The 4956-nt window shown below is 48.3% G+C and carries 4 protein-coding genes; 1 reads left to right on the forward strand and 3 read right to left on the reverse strand.

Going from position 1 to position 4956, the window contains the following annotated elements:
• Positions 1–309 (reverse strand): hypothetical protein (locus KDK15_RS21575; RefSeq protein WP_373691391.1); only part of this gene is annotated, 309 nt, incomplete at its 3' end.
• A gap of 669 nt (positions 310–978) precedes the next feature.
• On the opposite strand from KDK15_RS21575, the gene KDK15_RS21580 reads away from it, so the two are divergent.
• Positions 979–1107 (forward strand): hypothetical protein, encoded by a 129-nt coding sequence (locus KDK15_RS21580; protein WP_373691392.1) that lies wholly within the window; start codon positions 979–981, stop codon positions 1105–1107.
• 376 nt (positions 1108–1483) lie between these two features.
• Here the strand turns inward: KDK15_RS21580 and KDK15_RS16575 are convergent, their stop codons facing one another.
• Together KDK15_RS16575 and KDK15_RS16580 are read right to left on the reverse strand one after the other, a co-directional pair.
• Entirely contained in the window at positions 1484–2956 is a 1473-nt protein-coding gene (locus tag KDK15_RS16575) for a sodium:alanine symporter family protein (RefSeq protein WP_257296500.1), read from the reverse strand.
• Between the two features lie 313 nt (positions 2957–3269).
• Positions 3270–4751 (reverse strand): sodium:alanine symporter family protein, encoded by a 1482-nt coding sequence (locus KDK15_RS16580; RefSeq protein ID WP_257296501.1) that lies wholly within the window; start codon positions 4749–4751, stop codon positions 3270–3272.
• Positions 4752–4956: the final 205 nt, after the last annotated feature.

Raw genomic sequence — 4956 nt, forward strand, 5'->3', positions numbered from 1 at the left:
ATCTGACTCGGCAAACAACTCAGTGACACCATCAAGCTCACTGTAATCCTCACCGGTATCGCCGGTTTGCTGAGTAACATCGGGCTGTGAACTTGTGCCTGGTGTAAAGTTTTCAGAAGGGCTCTGCACTATGCCGGGGATCAGCGAAGCGTCTTGCCCGGATCCCCCTACAACAGGATTATCGAAAGTCACTTCTACATCGAGATCATCCGGGGGGGCTGTATCACCTCCAGTATCAGGGGGATTGATGGAAATATCCGGATCAGCCGGGCTTGAATCTGTCAGCTCCTGTGCTGTTGGTTCAGGCATTACAGGCCTGTCATTGTCAGGCCCCACCTCAGGATTCGTTTGAGAAGGCAGGTCAGTTGTGGCTGTATGCCCTGGCCCAGCCAGGGGAGTGCCCATTGTCTGTTGTTGAGGTATCGGACCACCGTCAATATGCCTGGCGTTGACTGAACCATCCTGAACTCTGGCTCGAATATTGATGGAAAGCAGGCATTGCCTGTTCTCAAGTCTGGCGAAGTCATTAATACCAGCGGCCTCTTCGCCGATTTGTTGATCAATGTCCGAGACCTGCTGTTTCAGGTTGGTGATTTCCCGGTCAGTGGTGGCCTGATCGAATGACGCGAAGTTTTCATCGTGATGCTTTTCTAGAACCGCTACGGCTTTCTCCATTAGCTGACCCAGGTTGAGCTGGTTTTCCAACTCATCCCCGGGGGGGATCAGACTGAACTTTTCTCCATTTTTAAGCGTAATCTTGACCTTCAGGGCGGGCGGGAAATCCATATTTTTAAGCGCCTTGAGCACCTCTATCGGGCTATCGTTCTGATTCTTTTTTAATTCAGCTACCGTCTGTTTCAAGCCACCCAGAGAGGCAGTGACCGCCTTATTTTCATTACTTTTCTTAAGCAGTTCATCGGCTTGTTTGAGTAGTTGGTCTTGCGTTTCCTTAAGTTCTTTCTGGTCAGGTTTATCCAGTTGATCGCCCTTAATGGAGGGAAGCGACTGACCAGTAGCCTGTTGGATATTCCTGTCGGTAACCGCTTTACTTTCGATAGCGGTACCTGCATGGTCAGTAATCTCTGCCGCTGGAAGTTTGACTTTTGATTGCACACCCTGAACAACTTCCGCCTTGTGAGTCGCAAATTGGGCATTAGTGGTCTGTGAAGATGGCAGTGGCACCGGAGCACAATGGACAGAGCTGGGGTCAATGGCACCAGAAGAAGGGATACTGCAAAGTGGATATCTCAGGAAGTTGTGCATGATTATTAACTGGCCGATAGTAATGCAATTACTATCGGCAGCGGGCAAGAATTACCAACTAAGTGATTGAGTCTGGTAAGAAGTATTGGTTGCTGTCCTCTGGATAAGCAAACGATAATACCTGCCGTGCCTTAACGGGAGTCTGTCCCCTGCTTGAACGCTTACGGTATAAAAAAGGCCACTTAAAAAGCGGCCTTTACTGATTCCAGCTAAATCAGCATTAAACGCCTGCTGCCGCAGTGCGTTTAACTTTCGCCTTCTCAGAGTTTTCAACCGGACCTGAACTGTGCTCGGTCCATACATCTGCGTCCATGGTTTTATCAAGGAATAGGAACTTGCGACGATTGAATACCGGTGTCACACCGGATGCCACCTGCGCATCAAAGTCCTTCAACACCTCTACAACAATACCCGACAGCACCAGAATAGCCGTCAGGTTAATCAGCGCCATGACCCCCATGGAAGCGTCGGCAAAGTTCCACACAGTTGGCAGGTTGCTGGTTGCCCCCCAGATCACCATACCCAGAACAGCAATGCGGTAACCATTCACCAGCCAGTTGTTATCCATAATGAAGCGCAGGTTGGATTCACCATAATAATAGTTGGCAATGATCGAACTAAAAGCAAACAACAGAATAGCCGCTGCAACCAGGTGCTTACCGATCGGACCCACCTGGCTGACCAGGGCCAGCTGCGTCAACTCGATACCTGTGACACTGGAACCGTCCATAACACCGGACATCAGGATAATAGAAGCGGTCGCAGTACAGACAATGATCGTGTCCATAAAGACACCCAGCATCCCCATCAGGCCCTGGTTGGCAGGATGATTGGAGTGTGCAGTTGCTGCTGCGTTAGGGGCACTGCCCATACCCGCTTCATTGGAGAACAAACCACGCTTGATCCCCTGCTGCATCGCCTGGGATACCGCGTAACCCGCACCGCCACCGACAGCACTCTCAAGCCCAAAAGCACTCTTGATGATCAGACTGAATACCGCTGGCAGCTCTGCAATATTCATAAATACCACCACCAGAGCCACACCCAGGTAGCCAAAGGCTATGACCGGTACGATCATCTCTGCCACTTTGGCAATGGAACGAATACCACCAAAGATGATCAGGGCACTCACCATTGCCAGACCAATACCAATAGCTTCCGTTGGAATCCCATAACCGGTGAATGCTGCAGCAATGGAGTTAGACTGCACACTGTTAAAGGCGAAGCCAAACGCAATAATCAGGGAGATAGAGAAGATAATACCTAACCAGCGCTGCCCCAGCGCTTTCTCAATGTAGTAAGCCGGACCACCACGATAAGTACCGTCACCGTTATTGGTCTTATAGAGCTGGGCAAGAATATTCTCTGCAAGACTGGTGGACATACCCAGAACCGCAATCAGCCACATCCAGAATACAGCACCTGGTCCCCCCATGGTAATTGCGACCGCAACACCCGCCATGTTGCCAGTCCCCATTCGTGCGGCAAGACTTGTACAAAACGCCTGAAACGGAGATACATGAGTAGTACAATCAGTCGCACGACTACCCAGCATGGTTTTCATCGCCAGGTTAAACCGGCGAACCTGAACAAAGCGGGTTTTTACAGTGAAAAGCAGGCCTGCCCCTATAAGCAGGTACATGAGAATGTTGCCCCAAAGCAGACTATTGATGGAGTCTATTAAGTTATTCATAAAATTCCCGGCGCATTGTGTAATCTCGATTTTTATTTCAAATCAAAATTTATAACATTAGGGAATAAACCTTAGATGCTACGTATAAACACCCATCAACCAAACCATAGAAAACCCTTAAAAACAGCCTGAAACCCCTTAAAAACAAAACATCAGACGTCTAATCCAGGCTAAATAATAAAACACGAAAATACGCACAAAACGATCACTGGTACGTACAAATAACAACCGATACAATTAAAAGCCAGAAAAAAAATTTAGTCGAATATTGCAGAACCAGATTCAGCTTTCTGGTACAAAATCCCAACTTTTGCTAGCAGGATTTAGTCTCCTGAAAATTGGCATTTTCAATACTTTCGAGAGAATCCACAGGCCCAGTTTTATTGACCCAGACATCCTTATCAATCGTTCGATCCAGAAAAGGAAAACGACTGCGGTTAAACTCAGGGGAACGACCGGATCTTGACTGTAAATCGTAATCCCTTAATACCTGCATAACCGGACCACTGAGCAACAGGATAATCACAAGATTAATCAGTGCCATCAGCCCCATGGCAAGGTCCGCAACCATCCATACCATCTCAAGGGATGCGATTGAACCAAGAAAGACCAGAAATACGACAACCGATCGATAAGCCAGTAATAAACGAGGGCTGTTACGAATAAAAAGAAGGTTTGACTCACCGTAGTAATAATTGGCAATAACCGATGTAAAGCCAAAAAAGATGACGGCAATGGAAATAAACCACTGCCCCCAGCCACCGACAATACCGGCGAGTGCGGCCTGAGTCAGCTGGATACCATTCAGGCTACTGCCTGCTTCCAACTGGCCGGATAACAGCACAATGGCTGCGGTCGCTGTACAGATCACAATGGTATCAATAAAGACGCTGACCATGGAAACGATGCCCTGGGTCGCCGGATGGTTTGGCCTGGGTGTTGCTGTCGCAGCGGCATTGGGGCCACTGCCCATGCCGGCTTCATTGGAAAATAGGCCTCGCTTGATACCCTGCATCATGGCCTGGGCCACGGAATAACCAATAGCACCGCCTGTGGCTGAATGCAGACCAAATGCACTGTCAAAAATCAGCGTAATAACGGCAGGCATTTCATCAAAACGAAAAGCCACAACACCAAAAGCAATAAGCAGATAAGCCAGGGCCATTACCGGAACCACTAACTCTGCAAAATGAACAATCGAGTGAATCCCTCTGAAAATAATAAAGGCAGTCACACCAGCAATGACCAGGCCCACCAATGCCGGGCTCACTGCCATATGACCAGAAACTGCCTGGGATACCGAGTTAGCATGTACCGCATTAAATACAAACCCGAAGGTCGTTAACAACAGAACTGAAAAGAGGATACCCAGCCAGCGCAGGCCAAGTGCTTTCTCTATATAGTAGGCAGGGCCGCCACGAAAGGTTCCATCTTTATTATTGGTTTTATAGAGCTGTGCCAGCGTATTTTCAACAAAACTGGAGGCCATCCCCAGCAGGGCAACGACCCACATCCAGAACACAGCACCGGGCCCACCGATAAAGATAGCCATGGCAACCCCGGCCAGGTTACCGGTACCTACATGCGCTGCCAGGCTGGTACAGAGAGCCTGGAATGAAGATATTTCATTATCGGATGTCTTTCGAGACCCCAGCATCAGCTTCCATGCGTGGAAAAAATAACGTAACTGAACAAAGCGGCTCCTGACGGTGAAGTAAACACCTGCACTCAGCAGCAAATAGATCAGCAAGTACTCCCAAATGACTGTCGTAATTTCTGAAAAGATCGTACTCATTCGAGCCCCAATGATTTTTCACACCAAACAAGAATAGCAGAGGATTTTTAATACAAAGGGGGATTTTCCAGAGTAAAAACTGCCCAGAAAGACAAAAAATAAAAAATGCCTTTGTTTATCAATGGATAGGAGGCTGTCCGAGAATAGCGTCCGTCTAGGCGACCCCGTAGCGAGGATGGCAGAAAATTGAGGATAAAAATTCGGT

This window comes from Endozoicomonas sp. YOMI1 (assembly GCF_024606345.1).
GTDB lineage: Bacteria > Pseudomonadota > Gammaproteobacteria > Pseudomonadales > Endozoicomonadaceae > Endozoicomonas.

Bases quoted from the DNA above. Each gene is read 5' to 3' on its own strand.
- KDK15_RS16580 (WP_257296501.1), bottom strand. From the start codon at position 4,751: ATGAGTACGATCTTTTCAGAAATTACGACAGTCATTTGGGAGTACTTG.
- KDK15_RS16575 (WP_257296500.1), bottom strand. From the start codon at position 2,956: ATGAATAACTTAATAGACTCCATCAATAGTCTGCTTTGGGGCAACATT.